The 3,627-nt window shown below is 60.6% G+C and carries 3 protein-coding genes and 1 pseudogene; 2 read left to right on the forward strand and 2 right to left on the reverse strand.

Annotation, left to right across the window (positions count from 1 at the left end; genetic code table 11):
• Positions 1 to 223: 223 nt before the first annotated feature.
• Positions 224 to 517, reverse strand: a complete 294-nt coding sequence (locus ACTQ1E_RS08695) for a hypothetical protein (protein ID WP_441069488.1) — start codon at positions 515 to 517, stop codon at positions 224 to 226.
• 585 nt (positions 518 to 1,102) lie between these two features.
• Between ACTQ1E_RS08695 and ACTQ1E_RS08700 the strand changes: the two genes are divergently transcribed.
• A complete protein-coding gene (locus ACTQ1E_RS08700; protein ID WP_441069450.1) occupies positions 1,103 to 2,596 on the forward strand; it encodes an ATP-binding cassette domain-containing protein in 1,494 nt (497 codons plus the stop codon).
• Between the two features lie 57 nt (positions 2,597 to 2,653).
• Positions 2,654 to 2,899: pseudogene (locus ACTQ1E_RS08705) on the forward strand (transposase); the annotation flags it as partial.
• A gap of 396 nt (positions 2,900 to 3,295) precedes the next feature.
• On the opposite strand, the gene ACTQ1E_RS08710 reads toward ACTQ1E_RS08705, so the two are convergent.
• Positions 3,296 to 3,496, reverse strand: a complete 201-nt coding sequence (locus tag ACTQ1E_RS08710; protein WP_441565875.1) for a hypothetical protein — start codon at positions 3,494 to 3,496, stop codon at positions 3,296 to 3,298.
• Between the last annotated feature and the right edge of the window lie 131 nt (positions 3,497 to 3,627).

Consider the following 3,627-nt stretch of genomic DNA (forward strand, 5'->3'; position numbering starts at 1 on the left):
TGACGCGGAAACGGCCCCTCCCGGGGCCGTTTCAGTTCCAGATCGTTGTTTTCGCCCGCTGAGCTGGGCCTATGCCGGAATCTCTCCCACAGAAACCACCGAAGAGCCAAATCATTTCAGAACGTATACGAGCGTTCGAAAGTCGGCTGTGTTAGCACTATTGCTGCGAGTTAAAGTCGGAGGAAAGATCTCATGGTTACACGTCAAGAGATGTTGAATTTCTTTAAGTAGGTAAATAGGCATTATCCAGCAAGCGGCCGCTATGACAGCGAAGTCCGCAAATTTCCAATCGCCACCGGGCGAGATGAGAGAGCGCATGCTTGCCTGGTTCAAGAGCCAGGGTCCTAAGGGGTATGGCAGTTTTACGTGCAAGAACGAGAACAGCGATGCCGAGCGAACCTACAGCTTGCTCCAGAATGTTGCATCGCTTTTGTGGATTGCCGAAGCCGTTGGCATCGACGCCGATACTGTCGAGCATGCCTACTACGAAGCCGCAAAGGTGGCAGTCATGAGTCATGCTAAACTCCTCTGCCGAATGCAGTTCGGCAGAGGAGTTTCTTAAGCCTCGGGAAGCCTTTCAAGGATGTCGAGCCAGGACTCCTGCTATTTGCTGCCAGGATAGTTGCGCTTGCCCGTTATGACGTCGAGCGTGTATCGTTGCCGCCGATGGGGACGTGGAGCATGAGCAGAAGCGCCACGAGTCCCAAAGGCTTGCTGGAGTCCGCTCACTTTGCACGGGGGCGACATCGAAGGGTCGTCGCGCAGGTTTCGGCCAAATACGTAACAGCTGGCATTGTGTGGACAGCGTCAGAGATGCGTCATTAGGGCGTTCTTCGTCTGGTTGCAAATCCGCTTTGCATCCAGGTCAGAGCCATGCTACAATGCTCGTCGACAATTCATCAGCGGGGCCTTTGGCAAGCGCCGCTTCGAGTTAGGTCAGGTTAGATGAAGAACTAGCGATGCCCATTTCGGGCGCCCCATACGACCATGCCGCTAATCGGGTCGCGCTTCAGGGTGCCGCATCGCTTCAGTGTCTTCTCGTTTCAAGTTCATGCATCGCGTGCCTGACCCTTTGCGCGACCTCCCCTCGAAGGAGCTCGCCATGCAACTGAATCTCAATCACATCAGCTATACCTACCCTGGTACGGTATCGGCCGCCATCGATGACGTCAGCGTCACGTTCCCGTCGGGATGGACGGGCATCATCGGCGATAACGGATGCGGGAAGAGCACGCTTGCCCGTATCGCCGCGCACTCCATCGCGCCAGATTCCGGAACGGTGAGTCCGAAGCTGTTCTCGGCGTACTGCCAGCAGGACTCGACCCAGGAACCGGACAATCTCTTCGACCTCGCATCGGACTGGGGCAAGGAAGCGCAACGAGCAAGGGCTTTGCTTCGCGTCGAAGACGACTGGTTCTGGCGCTATGGCACTCTATCTGGCGGTCAGCAGAAGCGACTCCAGATCGCATGCGCGCTCTATGCGCGACCGGAAGTCCTCATCATGGACGAGCCGACAAACGACCTCGACGTCGTGACACGCAACATCGTGAGGGAAGCCCTCGCTTCCTTCAGCGGCATCGGAATTCTCATCTCGCATGACAGGGCTCTGCTGGATAGCCTTGTGAGCCAGAGCCTGATGTGCGAGGGGGTGCGTTGGACCATGCGACCCGGAGGGTACTCGAAGGCGAGTGGCCAAGCGGCCATCGAGCGCTCTGCTGCAATCAGGGACCGCGAGAAGGCCGCCCGCGAAGCGAAGCGCTTGAAGGCGGAAGCCCAGCGCAGAAGCGAGGAGGCGGCGCGTCAGAAGGGCAAGCGCAGCAAGCGCAACCTGGACAAGCACGACAGTGACGCACGGGAGAGGATTGGACGCGCCATAGTCTCAGGAAAGGACGGCGTGGCTGGCAAGCTCTCGTCCAATATGAGTGAACGGCTGGCAAAGGCCGAGGGAGAGCTCTCAAAGAGAGTTGTCTCGAAGCGATACGACCATACTATCGGCGCGTTCGGCATTGCCGCGCGTTCGAGCTGCGTGGTGCACCTAGAGGCGACGCGACTGTCCGCTGGTGATTTCTCGATAGACGTGCCAGAGCTCTGGATCTTGCCAACGGATCACGTGGTGTTGACTGGCGCGAACGGAACGGGAAAGAGCCTGGTGGTACGAAGCGTCATTGAGTCTGTTCCCGATACCGTCAAAGTGGCGTACGTTCCCCAGGACGTCGGACCGGAAGAACGCGGGCGGGCCCTGAGACGACTACGGGGTCAGGACCAAGAGACGAAGGGCCGCGTCCTCTCCATCGTGGCGCGGCTGAATTCCGACCCCGATAAACTGCTCGATGGAGACGATTTGAGTCCTGGCGAGCTCCGCAAACTCATGCTTGCGCAGCAGCTTGTTACGAATCCCAACCTCCTCGTGCTCGATGAACCGACGAATCATCTCGATATAGGCTCCATCGAAGCGCTTCAGGGCATGCTGATTGGTTTTCCCGGCGCGTTCCTGCTGGTCACGCATGATGGGCAGCTGTCGGAGGCGGTCACGCAGATTGGATGGGAGACAAGACGAGGCGAGAATGGGATGAGACTACAAGTCGCCGACGAATAAGGTTTGCCCGCTTTCGGCCGATGTCGCGGCGACGACACGCTCGTCGTTAACGGCATCGTCAGGCGCTGGCCGCGGACCGACACCGCGCTGGCGTCCTGCGTCTGCGAGATGTAGGCCGACGGCGTCTTCACCAGCAAGGTCGAGAGGGTCGCCTCCGAGCTCGGCGTGGAGGAGGTGGGCCGCTCGCGCGTGTCGAAGCTGTGCTCGTCGCTCGGCGAGGAGGTCTCGGTGCTCCGGGGCCGCGACCTCTCCGGCAGGTCCTGGCCCTACCTGTGGCTCGACGCCAAGTTCATCGACGCGAGGTCCATGCGGGACCTGGCCCCCGCCGCCAGGGGCGGCGAGGCGGACGAGGCAGAGCTCCTGAGGGTCGTCTCGGTGGTCGAGCGGGAGTTTAAGAGGAGGTTGAGGGCAGCGTAGAATCCGGACTGCGGGGAATGGCCCTACACCACTTTTTGGGACGCAATTCCAAACGTGGTTGATTTCCGATCTCAGCCGAACACATTGAGCTGACGGCACGCTCCCGCAGTCAACCGAACGCCCCCGCGGCCCCTCTCGGGCCCCGGGGGCGGCATTTTCCCAGTTGAAGGAATGGTGGAGATGTGTTTCGATGGGTCCGGTGGCCATGCTCCGCCCGCCGCCCGGCACCTCTTCCCAGACTCAGCCGGACGGTCGGTCCGTCTATTCCGTTTTTCTCCTAGGCTAGGCCAGCGGGGCATCGCCCCTCTCTGCGCGCGCCCTCTCGATGAGCCCCGGCGTCAGGTCGAGATCGCCGAGCGGCACGTCCTCCACGCCGTAGGCGTCCAGCAGCGCCGCCGCGTCCTCCCCGAGCATCGCCCTGAAGGCGCGCGCGGGCGTCGCGAAGCCGAGCGCGCCGCGGGGCTCGGAGTTCACGTGCGACATGGCCAGCGCCAGGTCGGCCGTGTTAGCGCTAATCTAAAATTGACCACTTTCGCAAACGCATCTCGCCGAATGCGCTAACGCGCTTTCGCCGACCCCGCTAACGTACTTTCACCAACTGCGCTAACGGAACT

Origin of the sequence: Collinsella sp. LCP21S3_C7 (genome assembly GCF_052118485.1) — a bacterium.
Taxonomy (GTDB): Bacteria; Actinomycetota; Coriobacteriia; order Coriobacteriales; family Coriobacteriaceae; genus Collinsella.